The 16,478-nt window shown below is 63.7% G+C and carries 17 protein-coding genes and 1 tRNA gene; 2 read left to right on the plus strand and 16 right to left on the minus strand.

The window, feature by feature from the left end; genetic code table 11:
• Position 1: 1 nt before the first annotated feature.
• The 12 genes from nuoF to rpsO all read right to left on the minus strand — a co-directional run bounded on the left by nuoF (position 2) and on the right by rpsO (position 9,994).
• A complete protein-coding gene (nuoF, locus tag AACH00_RS17580; RefSeq protein WP_341400480.1) occupies positions 2-1,348 on the minus strand; it encodes an NADH-quinone oxidoreductase subunit NuoF in 1,347 nt (448 codons plus the stop codon).
• A gap of 2 nt (positions 1,349-1,350) precedes the next feature.
• Positions 1,351-1,857 carry an NADH-quinone oxidoreductase subunit NuoE family protein gene (locus tag AACH00_RS17585; protein ID WP_341400481.1) on the minus strand — a complete coding sequence of 169 codons (507 nt, stop codon included), beginning with the start codon at positions 1,855-1,857 and terminating at the stop codon, positions 1,351-1,353.
• Positions 1,854-3,107, minus strand: coding sequence for an NADH-quinone oxidoreductase subunit D (locus AACH00_RS17590; RefSeq protein WP_341400482.1), 1,254 nt, complete (start codon positions 3,105-3,107; stop codon positions 1,854-1,856). Before AACH00_RS17590 ends, AACH00_RS17585 begins: the two co-directional genes overlap by 4 nt.
• Positions 3,108-3,117: 10 nt before the next feature.
• Positions 3,118-3,717 carry an NADH-quinone oxidoreductase subunit C gene (locus AACH00_RS17595; protein ID WP_341400483.1) on the minus strand — a complete coding sequence of 200 codons (600 nt, stop codon included), beginning with the start codon at positions 3,715-3,717 and terminating at the stop codon, positions 3,118-3,120.
• Positions 3,718-3,738: 21 nt separating this feature from the next.
• Positions 3,739-4,215, minus strand: coding sequence for a NuoB/complex I 20 kDa subunit family protein (locus AACH00_RS17600; protein WP_341400484.1), 477 nt, complete (start codon positions 4,213-4,215; stop codon positions 3,739-3,741).
• Between the two features lie 81 nt (positions 4,216-4,296).
• Positions 4,297-4,656, minus strand: a complete 360-nt coding sequence (locus AACH00_RS17605) for an NADH-quinone oxidoreductase subunit A (protein ID WP_341400541.1) — start codon at positions 4,654-4,656, stop codon at positions 4,297-4,299.
• Between the two features lie 151 nt (positions 4,657-4,807).
• Positions 4,808-4,892: transfer RNA gene (locus AACH00_RS17610), tRNA-Leu, on the minus strand.
• A gap of 164 nt (positions 4,893-5,056) precedes the next feature.
• Positions 5,057-5,422, minus strand: a complete 366-nt coding sequence (gene secG, locus AACH00_RS17615; protein ID WP_341400485.1) for a preprotein translocase subunit SecG — start codon at positions 5,420-5,422, stop codon at positions 5,057-5,059.
• Positions 5,423-5,464: 42 nt separating this feature from the next.
• Entirely contained in the window at positions 5,465-6,205 is a 741-nt protein-coding gene (gene tpiA, locus AACH00_RS17620) for a triose-phosphate isomerase (RefSeq protein ID WP_341400486.1), read from the minus strand.
• Between the two features lie 22 nt (positions 6,206-6,227).
• Positions 6,228-7,217, minus strand: coding sequence for an NAD(P)H-quinone oxidoreductase (locus AACH00_RS17625; protein WP_341400487.1), 990 nt, complete (start codon positions 7,215-7,217; stop codon positions 6,228-6,230).
• A gap of 13 nt (positions 7,218-7,230) precedes the next feature.
• Positions 7,231-9,519, minus strand: a complete 2,289-nt coding sequence (gene pnp, locus AACH00_RS17630; RefSeq protein WP_341400488.1) for a polyribonucleotide nucleotidyltransferase — start codon at positions 9,517-9,519, stop codon at positions 7,231-7,233.
• Between the two features lie 211 nt (positions 9,520-9,730).
• Complete coding sequence (gene rpsO, locus AACH00_RS17635) at positions 9,731-9,994, minus strand: 30S ribosomal protein S15 (protein WP_423221956.1); 264 nt, start codon at positions 9,992-9,994, stop codon at positions 9,731-9,733.
• A 419-nt stretch (positions 9,995-10,413) separates the two neighbouring features.
• On the opposite strand from rpsO, the gene AACH00_RS17640 reads away from it, so the two are divergent.
• Positions 10,414-11,295 (plus strand): zinc metalloprotease, encoded by an 882-nt coding sequence (locus AACH00_RS17640; RefSeq protein ID WP_341400489.1) that lies wholly within the window; start codon positions 10,414-10,416, stop codon positions 11,293-11,295.
• Between the two features lie 69 nt (positions 11,296-11,364).
• Here the strand turns inward: AACH00_RS17640 and AACH00_RS17645 are convergent, their stop codons facing one another.
• Both AACH00_RS17645 and tsaD read right to left on the minus strand, forming a co-directional pair.
• Positions 11,365-12,678: a branched-chain amino acid ABC transporter substrate-binding protein gene (locus tag AACH00_RS17645; protein ID WP_423221958.1), complete on the minus strand. Its 1,314-nt coding sequence runs from the start codon at positions 12,676-12,678 to the stop codon at positions 11,365-11,367.
• A 53-nt stretch (positions 12,679-12,731) separates the two neighbouring features.
• Complete coding sequence (tsaD, locus tag AACH00_RS17650; RefSeq protein ID WP_341400491.1) at positions 12,732-13,763, minus strand: tRNA (adenosine(37)-N6)-threonylcarbamoyltransferase complex transferase subunit TsaD; 1,032 nt, start codon at positions 13,761-13,763, stop codon at positions 12,732-12,734.
• 249 nt (positions 13,764-14,012) lie between these two features.
• Between tsaD and AACH00_RS17655 the strand changes: the two genes are divergently transcribed.
• Positions 14,013-14,234: a hypothetical protein gene (locus tag AACH00_RS17655; protein ID WP_341400492.1), complete on the plus strand. Its 222-nt coding sequence runs from the start codon at positions 14,013-14,015 to the stop codon at positions 14,232-14,234.
• Between the two features lie 27 nt (positions 14,235-14,261).
• Here AACH00_RS17655 and fdx read toward each other — a convergent pair whose 3' ends face one another.
• Positions 14,262-14,600, minus strand: a complete 339-nt coding sequence (gene fdx, locus AACH00_RS17660) for an ISC system 2Fe-2S type ferredoxin (protein ID WP_341400493.1) — start codon at positions 14,598-14,600, stop codon at positions 14,262-14,264.
• Positions 14,601-14,620: 20 nt separating this feature from the next.
• On the minus strand, positions 14,621-16,477 hold the full coding sequence (gene hscA / locus AACH00_RS17665) for a Fe-S protein assembly chaperone HscA (protein ID WP_341400494.1): 1,857 nt from the start codon (positions 16,475-16,477) through the stop codon (positions 14,621-14,623).
• Position 16,478 lies beyond the last annotated feature (1 nt).

Below are 16,478 nucleotides of genomic sequence, written 5' to 3' on the forward strand. Positions count from 1 at the left end.
TTCAGACGTAAGGCCCGACCACGCAGGTCTTGTGTTCGAGGTGATGCACAAACTCATCACGGAAATGCTTCAACATGCCGCGCACCGGCATCGCTGCCGCGTCGCCGAGCGCACAGATCGTGCGGCCCATGATGTTTTCTGCCACGTTGTCCAGCAGTGCGATGTCATCGGCACGGCCTTCGCCATGTTCCAGACGATGCACCAGGCGGTACAGCCAGCCCGTGCCTTCACGGCACGGCGTGCACTGACCGCAGGATTCGTGGGCGTAGAAGTACGACAGGCGCTCCAGGCTCTTCACCATGCAGCGGGTCTCGTCCATCACGATCACGGCGCCGGAGCCCAGCATCGATCCGGCCTTGCTGATGGAGTCATAGTCCATCGTGCATTCCATCATGATGTGCGCAGGCAGCACCGGTGCGGACGAGCCGCCGGGGATCACGGCCTTGAGCTTCTTGCCGCCCTTGACGCCACCGGCCAGCTCGAGGAGCTTGGCGAACGGCGTACCCATCGGGACTTCATAGTTGCCCGGACGCTCGACGTCACCCACCATCGAGAAGATCTTGGTGCCGCCGTTGTTCGGCTTGCCGCACTCGAGGTAGGCCTGGCCGCCGTTGCGGATGATCCAGGGCACCGCAGCGAAGGTCTCGGTGTTGTTGATGGTGGTCGGCTTGCCGTACAGGCCGAAGCTGGCCGGGAACGGTGGCTTGAAGCGGGGCTGACCCTTCTTGCCTTCAAGCGATTCCAGCAGCGCGGTTTCTTCGCCGCAGATGTAGGCGCCAAAACCGTGGAACGCATGCAGCTGGAAGCTGAAGTTGCTGCCCAGGATGTTGTTGCCCAGCAGGCCGGCCGCGCGGGCTTCTTCCAGGGCAGCTTCGAAGCGCTCGTAGGTGCCGAAGATTTCGCCGTGGATGTAGTTGTAGCCCACCGAGATGCCCATCGCGAAGGCAGCGATGGCCATGCCTTCGATGACGATGTGCGGGTTGTATTGCAGGATGTCGCGGTCCTTGCAGGTACCCGGCTCGCCTTCGTCGCTGTTGCAGACGAGGTACTTCTGGCCCGGGAACGCGCGGGGCATGAAGCTCCACTTCAGGCCCGTCGGGAAACCGGCGCCGCCACGGCCGCGCAGGCCCGAGGCCTTGACCTCGGCGATCACCTGGTCCTGCGTCATCGGCTCGGCGCCGTCAACGCCCAGGATCTTGCGCAGGGCCTGGTAGCCACCACGCGCCTGGTAATCGGCCAGCGACCAGTTCTTGCCGTCCAGGCCGGCGTAGATCTGGGCACCGATGTGACGGTCGTGGAAACAGGTTTCCGTGCCGGCCGTCTGGAAGCGGGAAAGATCAAGTGCCATGGTCAGGCGGCCTTTCCAGCGTTGGCTTCTTCCGAGCGGATCAGCGCGATCATCTCGTCAAGCTTCTGTTGGCTCATGTAGCTGAGCATCTGGCGGTCATTCACCAGCATCACCGGGGCGTCGGCGCAGGCACCGAGGCACTCGCACTTGGCCACCGTGAACAGGCCGTCAGCGGTCGTGCCGCCGTCTTCCACGTTCAGCGTCTTGCACAGATGTTCCAGCGCGACCTGGCCGTTGCGCAACTGGCAAGGCAGGTTCGTGCACACGTTGAGCTTGTACTTGCCCACCGGTTGCTGGTTGTACATGTTGTAGAAGGTGGTCACTTCGTGCACAGCGATGGCGGGCATGCCGAGGTACTCGGCGATGACGGCCTCGGATTCGGGCGAAACCCAACCCTGTTCCTGCTGGACGATGGACAGGCAGGCCATCACGGCGGACTGGGCCTGCTCCTTCGGATACTTGGCGACTTCCTTGTCGAAGCGCGCCTTGGTGACGTCAGAGAGTGTCATCGATCGATCTCACCAAACACGATGTCCATGGTGCCAATCACCGCCACGGCGTCAGCGATCATGTGGCCGCGCGCCATTTCATCGAGCGCAGCCAAGTGGGCGAAGCCCGGGGCACGGATCTTCAGGCGGTACGGCTTGTTCGCGCCGTCGCTCACCAGGTAGATGCCGAACTCGCCCTTCGGATGCTCCACGGCCGCGTAGGCCTCGCCTTCCGGCACGTGGAAGCCTTCGGTGAAGAGCTTGAAGTGGTGGATCAGCTCTTCCATGCTCGACTTCATGTCGACGCGTGAAGGCGGAGCCACCTTGTGGTTGTCGGTGATGACCGGGCCCGGGTTGGCACGCAGCCAGTCGACGCACTGCTTGATGATGCGGTTGGACTGACGCATTTCCTCGACGCGCACCAGATAGCGGTCGTAGGTGTCGCCATTGACGCCCACTGGCACATCGAAGTCCATCTTGGCGTAGACGTCGTAGGGCTGGCTCTTGCGCAGATCCCAGGGGATGCCCGAGCCACGCAGCATGGCGCCGGTGAAGCCCATCTGGAGCGCACGCTCCGGGGTCACCACGCCGATGCCGACCGTGCGCTGCTTCCAGATCCGGTTGTCGGTCAGCAGGGTTTCGTAGTCATCCACCAGCGCCGGGAAGCGCTGGGTGAAGTCGTCGATGAAGTCGAGCAGCGAGCCCTGGCGATTGCGGTTGAGCTGGTCAATCGCGCGCTGGTTCTTGATCTTGCTGACCTGGTACTGCGGCATCACATCCGGCAGGTCGCGGTACACGCCGCCCGGACGGAAGTAGGCCGCGTGCATGCGCGCGCCGGACACGGCTTCGTACATGTCGAACAGATCTTCCCGCTCGCGGAAGCAGTAGATCAGGATGTTCATCGCGCCGCAGTCCAGCCCGTGGCAACCCAGCCAGAGCAGGTGGTTCAGCAGGCGGGTGATCTCCGAGAACATCACGCGGATGTACTGCGCGCGCTCAGGCACCTCGATGCCCAGCAGCTTCTCGATCGCCAGGCAGTACGCATGCTCGTTGGACATCATCGACACGTAGTCGAGGCGGTCCATGTAGGGCAGCGACTGGATGTAGGTCTTCTGCTCAGCCAGCTTCTCGGTGCCGCGGTGCAGCAGGCCGATGTGCGGGTCAGCGCGCTGGATGACTTCACCGTCCAGCTCAAGCACGAGGCGCAGCACGCCGTGTGCGGCCGGATGCTGCGGACCGAAGTTCAGGGTGTAATTCTTGATTTCTGCCATGGCGCGGGTCTCAGTGCAGGCCGCCGTAGTTGTCTTCGCGGATCACGCGTGGCGTGATTTCACGAGGCTCGATCGTGACTGGCTGGTAAATGACGCGACGGGTTTGTGCGTCGTAGCGCATTTCCACGTGACCGGACACCGGGAAGTCCTTGCGCATCGGATGACCGATGAAACCGTAGTCGGTCAGGATGCGGCGCAGGTCCTCGTGGCCTTCATAAATGATGCCGTAGAGGTCAAACGACTCACGCTCGAACCAGTTGGCCGAGTTCCAGACCGGGTTGACCGAGGCCACCACCGGCAGCTCGTCGTCAGGCGCATACACCTTCAGACGGACGCGCCAGTTGTGCGTCACGGACAGCAGGTGCGACACGATGCAGTACCGCAGGCCGTCCCACGGCTGGTCCTTGTAGCTCGACATGTCGAGGCCGCACAGGTCGATCAACTGCTCGAACTTCAGCTCGGCGTGGTCACGCAAGGTGGTCGCCACGGCGAGGTAATCAGTGGCCGACACCGTGATGGTGATCTCGCCACGCTCGCGCTTGAACTGGCGAATGCGCTCGCCCAGCACGGCCTCCAGGGCCGCCTGCAGCTTGTCTAGTTTCTGCGTCATGGATGGTCGCTTCCTGTGAGGTCAGCGCGCAATGGTGTTTTCGCGGCGGATCTTCGTCTGCAGTTGCAGGATCCCGTACAGCAGCGCCTCGGCCGTGGGCGGGCAGCCCGGCACATAGACGTCCACAGGCACGATGCGGTCGCAGCCGCGCACCACCGAATAGCTGTAGTGGTAGTAGCCGCCGCCGTTGGCACAGGAGCCCATCGAGAGCACCCAGCGTGGCTCGGCCATCTGGTCGTAGACCTTGCGCAGGGCCGGTGCCATTTTGTTGCACAGCGTGCCGGCCACGATCATCAGGTCAGACTGACGCGGGCTCGGGCGGAACAACATGCCGAAGCGGTCGATGTCGTAACGCGCAGCGCCCGCATGCATCATTTCGACTGCACAGCAGGCCAGGCCGAACGTCATCGGCCACAACGAACCGGTCTTGGACCAGTTGATCAGCTTGTCGACCGAGGTGGTGACGAAGCCTTCCTTCAGAACGCCTTCAATTCCCATGGGATGTATGCCTCTCGCTGCTGGGGCGTGAATTCACGGCCACCGCTGTAGCCGTCTTGACGTGCAAAGTACTCGCCAGGATCACTCCCAGTCGAGGGCACCCTTCTTCCATTCGTAGGCAAAACCGACCACCAGAATGGTCAGAAACACCATCATCGCCCAGAAACCTGACGGCCCGATTTCCTTCAGGGACACAGCCCAAGGGAACAGAAACGCGATTTCAAGGTCGAAAAGGATGAACAGGATCGCCACCAGGTAGTAGCGAACGTCGAACTTCATGCGGGCGTCTTCGAAAGCCTCGAAGCCGCATTCATAGGGGGAGTTTTTGGCCGCGTCAGGCCGCTGAGGGCCGAGCAGGAATCCAAGGACTTGTGGCGCTATGCCCACCGCGACACCGACCAGGATAAAAAGGATGACGGGCAGGTAGGCTTGCAGGTCCATGTCGTGATCTTCCAGCGGTGATTCTTGCGTTTCATCCGGCCATGAAAAAAGCGCGCTGATCACGGCACAAGCCTCAATCTAGCGCGCCCAGTTCCCCCTGATGTCAGGGCGCCCGAAACAGGCGCCGGATGAGGGCCTGTTTCGATTTGTCTGGTGCCGTCGGCGAGACTCGAACTCGCACAGCTTTCGCCACTACCCCCTCAAGATAGCGTGTCTACCAATTTCACCACGACGGCTGATGGACCCGTTTTACCCGGCTTCTCTGCGGCGCAAGCCACATTGAAGCCCTAGCTTCACTCTTCCATGCTGTTCAGTTTGCGTGAGGTCTTGCTTACTGAACAGCCTCGAATTCTAGCCTCAAAAATGAGTGAATCCTAGGGTAAGTGCCGGGGAAATTACTTTACTTCGACGGAATGGCCACAGAAGCGGCTGCCGACGGGATCTGAGGCTCGATCGCGGCAGGTGCCGGTGCCGAAGCGCCCGGTGCGCGGTCGAGCACGCTGGTGCCGGCGCTGACCTTGCCGCTCACGCTGTTGGACATGAACGACAGCGTCAGCGTGGCCAGGAAAAACACGGTGGCGCAGACGGCGGTGGCGCGCGACAGGAAACTGGCGCTGCCGGTGGCACCGAACAAGCTGCCCGAGGCGCCGCTGCCGAACGACGCGCCCATGTCAGCGCCCTTGCCGTGTTGAACCAGCACGAGACCGATCATGGCGATGGCGGACAGCATCTGCACCACCACCAGAAGATTCATCCAAACTTGCATGTTCTATTTACTCCGGAAACTGAAAATCTAGGGCCGAACTGCTCAACCGGCAGCACGGCAAATGGCGACGAAGTCAGCGGCCTTCAAGGCGGCGCCACCGATGAGTCCACCGTCGATGTCTGGCTGACCGAACAGCGTGACGGCGTTGTCAGGCTTGACGCTGCCGCCATAAAGAATCGTCATGCCGTCGGCCTTGGGCGTCGCGGCCTTCAGCTGCGCGCGCAGCACGGCATGCACGGCCTGGGCTTGCTCCGGCGTGGCCGTCAGGCCCGTGCCGATCGCCCAGACCGGCTCATAGGCCACCACCATTTCACCCACGCAGTGCGTGAGCGCATGGATGACCGCCGACAGCTGACGCTTGACCACGGTTTCGGTCTCGCCAGCCTCGCGCTGCGCCAGCGTCTCGCCCACGCACACGATGGGCGTGATGCCGCGCGCCAGCGCCGCCTTGGCCTTGTCGGCCACCAGCTGATCGCTCTCGCCGTGATAGGCACGGCGCTCCGAGTGACCAACGATCACATAGCGGCAGCCAAACTCGGCCAGCATCGACACCGACACTTCACCCGTGTAGGCGCCCTGCTCATGGGCCGAGCAATCCTGGGCACCCCAGCGGATGTCGCTGCCCGCCAGCGCCACGGCCGACTCGGACAGATAGGGGAATGGCACACACACGGCCACATCTGCGCCAAACGGACGGGCCTCGCAAATGCCGGACAGCAACTCGGCGTTCGCCTTGTGACTGCCGTGCATCTTCCAGTTGCCCACCACGAGCTTGCGTCGCATGTTCAAAATTCCTTGAATTGATTCACGACCAGCGCAGGACGATCTTGCCCACGTGCTGGCTGGATTCCATCAGCGCATGGGCCGCTGCTGCTTCGGGCGCATCAAAGACACGCTCGATCACCGGCTTGATCTGGCCGCTGGCAATCAGGGGCCAGACACGCTGCACCAATGCCTTGGCAATGGCCGCCTTGAACTCGACCGAGCGCGGACGCAGCGTCGAGCCGGAAATCGTCAGGCGGCGACGCAAGACCTCGCCGGCATTGAACTCGGCTCGAACACCGCCCTGCACCGCGATGATCACGAGGCGACCATCATCGGCCAGGCAGCTGATTTCGCGCGCCACGTAATCGCCGGCCACCATGTCGAGCACCACGTCAGCGCCCCGCCCTTCGGTCAGGCGCTTCACCTCAGCGGCAAAGTCAGCGGTGCGGTAGTTGATCGCATGATCAGCACCGAGCTTGACGCAGGCGGCGCACTTGTCGTCGCTGCCGGCCGTCACGATGACGGTGGCACCAAAGGCCTTGGCCAGCTGGATCGCGGTGACGCCGATGCCACTGGCACCGCCCTGCACCAGCAGGGTTTCACCAGGCTTCAGCCCGGCACGGTCGAACACGTTCGACCAGACCGTGAAGAAGGTTTCGGGCAGGCAGGCCGCCTCGATATCCGACAGGCCGTCAGGCACCGGCATGCACTGCGCCAGCGGGGCCACGCACAACTCTGCGTAACCACCGCCAGCCACCAGCGCACAAACGCGCTGGCCAAGCACAAAACCGGCTGCAGCCAGCGCCTCAGCGTCGCCCGCAATGATGGTGCCAGCCACCTCCAGCCCCGGCAGCTCGGAAGCGCCGGGAGGAGGTGCATATGCCCCCTTGCGCTGAAGCACATCCGGGCGGTTGACGCCGGAGGCACTGACGCGCAACAGCACTTCACCGGCGCCGGGAACCGGATCGGGGCACGTGGCCTCGACCAGGACTTCCGGGCCGCCAAAGGCCGTCAGGGTGATGGCACGCATCGCGGGCTAGGCCTTATTGCTGCTGCTGTTGCTGCTGTTGCTCAACGCCCTCACCAGCTTCAGCCGGTGCGTCGTTGCGCTGTTCAGCACGTTCACGACGGGGACGATCGCCACGGTCGCCACGGCCCCCGCGGTCACCGCCACGGTCACCACGGTCGCCGAACTCACGGCGAGGAGCGCGTTCATAACGCTCTTCTTCCATGCCTTCCGGACGTTCCTGCAGCGCCTTCATGGACAGCTTGATGCGGCCCTTTTCGTCGGTTTCCAGGACCTTGACCTTGACCACTTGGCCTTCGGTCAGGAAGTCAGTGACCTTCTCCACGCGCTGGTGGGCGATCTGGCTGATGTGCAGCAGGCCGTCCTTGCCAGGCAGGATGTTGATCAGGGCGCCGAAGTCCAGCACCTTGGTGACTGCGCCTTCGTAGACCTTGCCGATTTCAGCTTCGGCGGTGATCTCTTCGATGCGCTTCTTGGCGGCTTCAGCCTGACCAGCGTCGGTCGAGGCGATGGTGATCGTGCCGTCTTCCGCGATGTTGATCTGGGTGCCGGTCTCTTCGGTCAGCGCACGGATGGTGGCGCCGCCCTTGCCGATCACGTCACGGATCTTTTCCGGATTGATCTTCATGGTGTACAGACGCGGAGCGAACTGCGACACCTCGGTCTTGGCTTCGCCCAGGGCGCCCACCATTTCACCCAGGATGTGCATGCGGGCTTCCTTGGCCTGCGCCAGTGCCACCTGCATGATTTCCTTGGTGATGCCCTGGATCTTGATGTCCATCTGCAGGGCGGTGATGCCACCGGTCGTGCCGGCCACCTTGAAGTCCATGTCGCCCAGGTGATCTTCGTCACCCAGGATGTCGGTCAGCACGGCGAAACGGTTGCCGTCCTTGATCAGGCCCATGGCGATGCCGGCCACGTGGGCCTTCAGGGGCACGCCAGCGTCCATCATCGACAGGCAGCCGCCGCAGACCGAAGCCATCGACGAGGAGCCGTTCGACTCGGTGATTTCCGAGACCACGCGGATGGTGTACGGGAAATCTTCCTTGCTCGGCAGCACGGCAGCCAGAGCACGCTTGGCCAGACGGCCGTGGCCGATTTCACGACGCTTCGGACTGCCCACGCGGCCGGTTTCGCCGGTGGCGAACGGAGGCATGTTGTAGTGCAGCATGAAACGCTCGCTGAACTCGCCAGCCAGTGCGTCGATGGTCTGTGCATCGCGCTCTGTGCCGAGGGTCGAAGCCACCAGCGCCTGGGTTTCACCACGGGTGAACAGCGACGAGCCGTGGGCGCGCGGCAGCACGCCGTTGCGGATCTCGATGCGGCGCACGGTGCGGGTGTCGCGACCGTCGATGCGGGGCTCACCAGCCAGGATCTGGCCGCGCACGATGCGGGCTTCGATCTCGAACAGCAGACCTTCAACTTCAACCTTGTCGAACGACAGGCCTTCAGCCGACAGCGCAGCCATCACGTTGGCGGTCACGCCGCGGCAAGCCTGGGTACGGGCTTGCTTCGAGCGGATCTGGTAGGCAGCGCGCAGCGGCTCTTCGGCCAGGGCGTTGACCTTGGCGATGAAGGCTTCGTCCTTGGCCGGGGCCTGCCAAGACCACACCGGCTTGCCGGCGTCGCGCACCAGCTCATGGATGGCGTTGATGGCGATCTTGCCTTGGTCGTGACCGAACACCACGGCGCCGAGCATCAGCTCTTCCGACAGCTGGTCAGCTTCGGACTCGACCATCAGCACGGCGGCTTCGGTACCGGCCACAACCAGGTCCATCTTGGAGTCGACCAGCTGGGTCTTGCCCGGGTTCAGCACGTACTCGCCGTTGATGTAGCCCACGCGAGCTGCACCGATCGGGCCGTTGAACGGAATGCCCGAGATGGACAGCGCTGCGGAGGTGGCGATCATCGCGGCGATGTCGGCCTGCACTTCCGGGTTCAGGCTCATCACGTGGACGACGACCTGGACTTCGTTGAAGAAGCCTTCCGGGAACAGCGGACGGATCGGGCGGTCGATCAGGCGGCTGGTCAGGGTTTCGAGTTCGCTCGGACGGCCTTCGCGCTTGAAGAAGCTGCCCGGGATCTTGCCGGCAGCGTACGTCTTCTCGATGTAGTCGACGGTCAGCGGGAAGAAATCTTGACCCGGCTTCGGGTCGTTCTTGGCAACCACGGTGGCCAGCACCACGGTGTCGTCGATGTTGACCAGCACGGCGCCGGTCGATTGGCGGGCGATTTCACCCGTTTCCATCGTGACCTGATGCGCGCCCCATTGGAACGACTTGGTAACCTTGTTGAACATGCTCATGGATAGAGTCTCCGGTTGATTTGATGCACTCGCGGTGGCACCTTGTGACCGGGAGTCAACAGTTTCGGGCGGTATGCCATTCCAGCGATTGGCGTTCAGCCAAGCGGTGGAATGACACGACAGTACCCCGAATCCCGTGCACTCCAAAGACAAAGAGCCTGTACTGGTGGCTTGACGCTCCAGACAGGCTCTTCAGATCATGCTTGGCAGCTTACTTGCGCAGGCCCAGCTTCTGGATCAGGGAGGTGTAACGATCAGCGTCCTTGGCCTTCAGGTACGACAGCAGACGCTTGCGAGCGTTGACCATCTTCAGCAGACCGCGGCGGCCGTGGTGGTCCTTGGCGTGGGTCTTGAAGTGAGGGGTCAGCGAGTTGATGCGTGCCGTCAGCAGAGCCACCTGGACTTCGGGCGAGCCCGTGTCAGCGGCGCCGCGTGCGTGGGCCTGGACGATGTCAGCTTTGTTCAGTTCAGCCATGATGGCGATTTCCTTGGGTTCTGGAAGCCGCCACACGCGCCCAGCCTGTGCTGACGCGTCGCAACGGTTTCCGGTTTTACTTGCGATCGCGGGTGAAACCGACCCGCGTCGTGCCTGCTGTCGTCTTGCACGCGCAACTTGCGCGGCTCGACTAAAGCCTGGTGAGTATAGCCTGAACTGGAGCGGCCGTCACTTTGGCTGAACCGCCCGTCCGGCAACTTCAGGAGCTGCCACCCGATCCAGCGCGTTTGTTGCTGGCGAGCCGCACGAAGGCGGGGACCCTAATTCAAGGGAAAGCAGGTGGAAAAGCTCTCAAATTCCACTCATATACTCAAATTTCACCCCCACAAGGTTGCCGTCAACGGCTTGGTCAAACGCCGGGCTGTGCAACTCGACATGTTGAACCGAGGAGAGACTTGATGACGATGAAACTGAAATCGCTGGCGCTCGCAATCTGCGCGCTGGCCGCCGCCGGCAACGTGCTGGCCGCCAAAGACGACGTGCTGAGCCACCGCTGCCAGACGGTCAGCCCCGAGAAGGTCGACCGCACGCGCATCGACGACAACCTCACCACCTTCCTGCGCGCCAAGAAGGCACGTGGTCAGGCGACGCTGCGTGAAACCGGCACGGTCGAGATCCCGGTGTGGTTCCATGTGATCAACAAGGGCAAGACGCTGGCCAAGGGCAACCTGCCTGACACCCAGATCGCCGACCAGATCGCCGTGCTGAATTCGGCCTATGCCGCAACGCCCTTCCGCTTCACGCTGGCTGGCGTCGACCGCACCACCAACAAGGCCTGGTTCAAGATGAAGCCGGGCTCGGCTGCGGAAACCGAAGCCAAGACCGCACTGCGCAAGGGCGGCCCTGAGACCCTGAACCTGTACAGCGCGGCACCGAATGGCGGCCTTCTCGGCTGGGCCACGTTCCCGTCGAGCTACAAGAACAAGCCGACCGCCGATGGCGTCGTCGTGCTGTTCTCGAGCGTTCCCGGCGGCACCGCATCGCCTTACAACGAAGGCGACACCGGCACCCACGAAGTGGGCCACTGGCTGGGTCTGTACCACACGTTCCAGGGCGGCTGCACCGCCCCTGGCGATGGCGTGGGCGACACCGCCTTCGAAGCTTCGCCGGCTTTCGGCTGCCCGGTGGGCCGCGACAGCTGCGCCACCCAGGCCGGCCTCGACCCGATCACGAACTTCATGGACTACACCGACGATTCGTGCATGAACGAGTTCACGGCAGAGCAGATCGCTCGCATGGACCAGATGCACCAGCAGTACCGCTCGCCCGTGCTGCCCTGATCTCTTCGGGTCAGCCATGTGAAAGGGCCGCCCATGGGCGGCCCTTTTTTCATGGTGAAGCGTTTGGAATCAATCCGGGCGCTGCATCTTGCAGCTCTGTGGCAAGGCCACCTCGGCCGCATCAAACCGGCGCACGCTGCGGAAGCCGTAGCCCGAGCCTTCGGCATCAAAGCGCACGCCGTCGCGCCCTGCCCGGTCCATCACGCTCACATACAGGGGCTGCAGGAACTGGTGGTCTTCGGCACGCATGCGGCCGCTGTGCACGCCACCCAGCACCTTGCCGTCGAACACCGCCTGCTCCATCGCCCGAGCCACCGCCGTTGCCTCGGTGCTGCGCGCACGCTCCATCGATGAGGCCAGCACCTCGATGATCGCCTGCATCCGGGCATGGAGGTAGTCCTCCTTCGGATCCGGAAAACGGGTGCGGAAGCTCTCGACGAAGCGGTCAGACGCGGCACCACCCGCATTCGGATGCCATTCGGCCACCGCCAGCACCGAACCGATGCCCGCATCACCAATCGTGGCCGGCACGCCGAGGGCATTGCCGTAGAAGGTGTAGAACTTGACGTTCAGGCCGAGGTCACGAACGGCCTTCACCAGCAGCGTCAGGTCATTGCCCCAGTTGCCGGTTATGACCGCCTGGGCACCACTGGCGCGGATCTTGGTGGCGTAGGGCAGGAAGTCTTTCACGCGGCCCATCGGGTGCAGTTCTTCCCCCACCACTTCAATATCCGGGCGCTTGGCCTGCAACATCTCGCGGCTGCGCTTGACGACCTGCTGACCAAAGCTGTAATCCTGCCCGATCAGGTAGACCTTCTTCAGGCGACTGTCGGCCTGCAGCACTTCGGTCAGGGCGTTCAGGCGCATGTCGGCGTGGGCGTCGAAACGGAAATGCCAGAAGCTGCATTTTTCGTTCGTCAGCGCAGGCTCCACCGCGGAGTAATTCAGGAACAGCGCGCGCTGGGCGGGCGACCGCTGGTTGTGCTTGTTCAAGGCATCGATCAGCGCGGCGGCGGTTGCGCTGCTGTTGCCCTGAAGCACATAGGCGATGCCTTGGTCAGTTGCCAGGCGGAGCTGGCCCAGCGCTTCTTCGGTATTGCCCTTGCTGTCCATGCGCACCAGTTGCAGCTGCCGCGCACCGCCCGGCAACTTCACGCCGCCGCGGGCGTTCACGCGCTCCACCGCCCACAGCAAGTTGCGAAACACCGCCTCACCCGCATTGGCAAACGGCCCTGAAAGGCCTTCGATCATGGCGAGGCGAATGGGCTCAGGCGCGTTGGCATTGGCTGAAGTGCTGGTTGAAGTGCTGGCAGAAGCACCGGCGGGCGGAGTCACGGCCATTGCGCACGTGGCATGAAGCGCGGCCACCAAACCAGCAGCCATCGCCCAACGGCGGGTCAGTTGAAACTTCATCACAGACACTTTCAGATCAGATTTCAGGCGCTGGCCAAATCCCAGCGCGGCTTCACTTCGAAGGTGTAGTCCAGCGCCGGCGAAGCCAGGCCCGCCTGGATGCGCATCGCGGCCGCCATGGCGATCATGGCGCCGTTGTCGGTGCACAGGTGCAGCTCCGGGTAGTGCACGCGACCGTGAAAGCGCGCCACCGCAACGTTGAGCTGCTCGCGAAGCGCACGGTTGGCACCCACGCCACCGGCCACCACCAGACGCTTGAGGCCGGTCGCCTTCATGGCGCGCAGCGACTTCTTGAGCACCACCTCCACGATAGCAGCCTGGGTGCTGGCCGCCAGATCAGCCTTCTGCTGGTCGGTGGGCTCCGGCCCCAGCTTGCGCAGCGCCGTGGCCACGGCCGTCTTCAGACCGGCGAACGAAAAATCAAGGTTCGGCTGATGCAGCAGCGGCCGCGGCAGATCAAACGCGGTGGGGTCGCCCTGCTCAGCCAGGCGCGCCAGCGCAGGCCCGCCCGGGTAGCCCAGTCCCAGCAGCTTGGCGGATTTGTCGAAGGCCTCGCCGGCGGCATCGTCGATCGTCTCGCCGAGCAGGGTATAGCTGCCAACGGCATCCACGCGCATCAGCTGCGTATGCCCACCCGATACAAGCAGTGCCACGAAAGGAAACTCTGGTGGATCGGGCGACAGGAACGGCGACAGCAAGTGCCCTTCGAGGTGATGCACACCCAGCGTGGGTTTGCCCAGCGCCGCAGCCAGTGCACACGCCACGCCTGCGCCCACCAGCAAGGCGCCAGCCAGGCCGGGGCCGCGGGTGAAGGCCACCACGTCCACGTCTTCAAGCCTGGCACCAGCCGCGTCCAAGGTTTCCCGGGTCAGCGGCAAGGCGCGGCGCACGTGGTCGCGCGAGGCCAGCTCGGGCACCACGCCGCCAAAAGCCTGGTGCATGCTGATCTGGCTGTGCAGCGCATGGGCGCGCAACACGGGTAGAGCCCCCTCCCGCGTCTGAACAAGCGCTACGCCGGTCTCGTCGCACGAGGATTCAAAGCCGAGGATGTTCATTGTCAGAGTGGCCTCGTGATACCGATGGAAACATGGACGGATGCTCCGCTGGCGCGCGCTGTGGCCGTTTGCGTACACGCACGACAAGATTTTGCCAACCCGGGTTTCAATGCGGGACGCCTCTGGATTCTCGGTGCAGAATGGCCCACAAATGTGCCAAAAAGCACACCAGCAGTTGATACGAATTCCATAAGGGGCGTTGGGGCCATGAAGGAATACAGGTTGAAGGCATGGCCGGAACTACCGGCCGTGTTCCGCCGCATTGTTTACCGACGCCTGCTCAGCGATTTGTCGCAGCGCGCGCTCTGTGAAGCAGAGATGCACCAGCGCAGTGGCTTGAGCAACGCCGATGTGCGTGCCCTGATCCACTTTCTCTCCGCCGAAGAACTGCTCGAGGTGACCGAGCGCCCCGAGGTCATCAGCCGGTGGCGTCTGCCCGCCCTGCTGCCCACCTGGCTGCGCCGGGCCTGAAGCCCGCACGCCCCAGGCGGCGTGTCTTCAGTGGTTTTCGCGAGCGTGGTTGATCGTGTACTTCGGGATCTCGATCGTCACGTCTTCATTGCTCAGCATCGCCTGACACGACAGGCGTGATGTTGGCGTCAGACCCCAGGCCTTGTCGAGCAGGTCTTCCTCGATCTCGTCGAGTTCACCCAGCGAATTGAAGCCTTGCTTGACCACGACGTGGCAGGTGGTGCAGGCCGCGCTCATCTCGCAGGCATGCTCGATGGCGATGCCGTTTTCCACCAGCGCCTCGCAGATCGAGGTGCCAGCCGGCGCTTCAATTTCATCGCCCTGGGGGCACAGTTCTGCGTGAGGCAGGATTCGGATCACAGGCATGGGTGTCAACTTTCAGATGTTCAGAGCGTGTCGAGGCTGCGGCCGGTCAGCGCGGCCTGGATGCCTCGGTTCATGCGGGCAGCCGCGAATGATTCCGTGCCCTTCGCCAGGGCTTCAACCGCGTCGTTGATGGCGTCGGCGGATTCGCCGGCAGCGGTGAGTTGCAGCTGCGTCAGCTGCGTGTGGATGGCGGCCAATTCGCCGTGCTCCAGCAGGTCGGCATCAGCCTGCAGGGCAGCGCGCGTGGCCAGGTCCATGCGCTGCGCCTCGACCCGGGCTTCGCGCAGCTTGCGCGCCTCCATGTCGGCTTCTGCGCTGGCAAAGCCGTCTTTCAACATGCGGGCGATGTCGTCATCGGCCAGGCCGTAACTGGGCTTGATCTGCACCGCAGCCTCGACGCCGGAGATCAACTCCTTGGCGGTGACGCCGAGCAAACCATCGGCATCAACCTGGAAGGTGACGCGGATGCGAGCGGCACCCGCCACCATCGGCGGAATGCCGCGCAACTCGAAGCGCGCGAGCGAGCGGCACTCGCTGACCAGCTCACGCTCGCCTTGCAGCACATGCACGGCCATCGCCGTCTGGCCGTCCTTGAAGGTGGTGAAGTCTTGCGCCTTGGCGACCGGGATGGTGGTGTTGCGCTCAATCACGCGCTCAACCAGTCCGCCCATCGTTTCCAGGCCCAGTGACAGCGGGATCACGTCGAGCAGCAGCAGCTCGCCGTCCACGGCATTGCCAGCCAGCGCATTGGCCTGGATGGCGGCGCCGATGGCCACCACCTCGTCCGGGTTCACATTGGTCAGCGGTTCGCGGCCAAAAAATTCACCCACGGCCAGGCGCACGGCCGGCATGCGGGTCGAGCCGCCCACCATCACCACACCCTGCACGTCGTCGCGGGTCACGCGGGCATCACGCAGGGCCTTGCGCACGGCCGACAGCGTGCGGTCCAGCAGCGGGCGGGTCAGTGCATCAAAACCGGCGCGGGTCACCGGCACACGCAATTCAGTGCCACCCACATGCGCGTGCAGCACCGTCTCGGGCTGGTCGGTCAGGGCTTCCTTGGCAGCGCGGGCGGCCACCAGCAGGCCGCGTTTGTCCTGCGGGCTGCTGATCACCACACCGGCCTGGGCCGCAGCCCAATCGGCCAGCGCGTGGTCGAAGTCGTCGCCGCCCAGTGCAGCATCACCGCCCGTGGCCACCACCTCGAACACGCCGCGCGCCAGGCGCAACAGCGAAATGTCGAAGGTGCCACCGCCGAGGTCATACACCGCGTACAGGCCTTCGCTGCCGTTCTCGAGGCCGTACGCCACCGCAGCGGCCGTCGGCTCATTGATCAGGCGCAGCACGTTCAGGCCCGCCAGCTGGGCGGCGTCCTTGGTGGCCTGGCGCTGTGCATCGTCGAAATAGGCCGGCACGGTGATCACGGCGCCGAAGACGTCATCATCAAACGTGTCTTCAGCCCGGAAGCGCAGCGTGGCGAGGATCTCGGCCGACACCTCCACCGGCGACTTCACGCCTTGCACCGTGTTGATCGCCACCATGCCTGGCTGATCAACGAATTGATAGGGCAAGCCGGCATGACCATGCACGTCAGCCAGTGCCCGCCCCATGAACCGCTTCACCGACACCAGCGTGTTCTCGGGGTCCTCCGCCTGCGCAGCCGCAGCGTCCCAGCCGATCTGGCGGCCCTGCCCTGCCAGGTAACGCACCACCGAAGGCAGCATCACGCGGGCTTGTGCATCGGGCAGGCACTCGGCCACACCGTGCCGCACCGAGGCCACCAGGGAGTTGGTGGTACCCAGGTCGATGCCGATCGCGATGCGACGTTGGTGCGGGTCCGGCGCCTGGCCGGGTTCTGAAATTTGAAGCAGTGCCATG

The sequence above is a fragment of the Ideonella margarita genome (assembly GCF_038066635.1).
Lineage (GTDB): Bacteria > Pseudomonadota > Gammaproteobacteria > Burkholderiales > Burkholderiaceae_C > Ideonella > Ideonella margarita.